The sequence below is a fragment of the Arthrobacter sp. Y3221157 genome (assembly GCF_059089865.1).
This window is the reverse complement of sequence record NZ_JBNHFD010000247.1, coordinates 1-313: the sequence shown is the minus strand read 5'-3', so window position 1 is coordinate 313 and position 313 is coordinate 1. Positions and strand designations below refer to the sequence as shown.

Sequence of the window (313 nt, the reverse complement as noted above, 5' to 3'; positions counted from 1 at the left end):
CCGCGTCCGCACCCGTGGATGAACTGGCCGCACGGCGCCGCGCGAAGCGCCGCATCACCCTCACCGCGCTGTCCGTGGCCGTCTCGCTCTCCGCGGGCGGAGCTGTCGCCGTCGCCTCGGACCAGGGCTTCCGCGACTCCTTCAGCAACCTGCAGCGGACCGTCACCTCGTTCGTCACCGGAACCGCGCCGGCCGCTCCCGCCGGGAACCAGTTGGAGGAGCCAACCGCGCAGGTCCCCTCCGTCCCCGCTGCCCCGGCCACCGTTCCTACCGCCGCCGTCAAGGCCCCAGAGCCCGGGCAGCCCGCGGAGGC

General features: G+C 75.1%; 1 pseudogene. It reads left to right on the top strand.

Going from position 1 to position 313, the window contains the following annotated elements:
* Positions 1 to 313 (top strand): annotated as a pseudogene (locus tag AC5RTT_RS20865) (hypothetical protein); the annotation flags it as partial.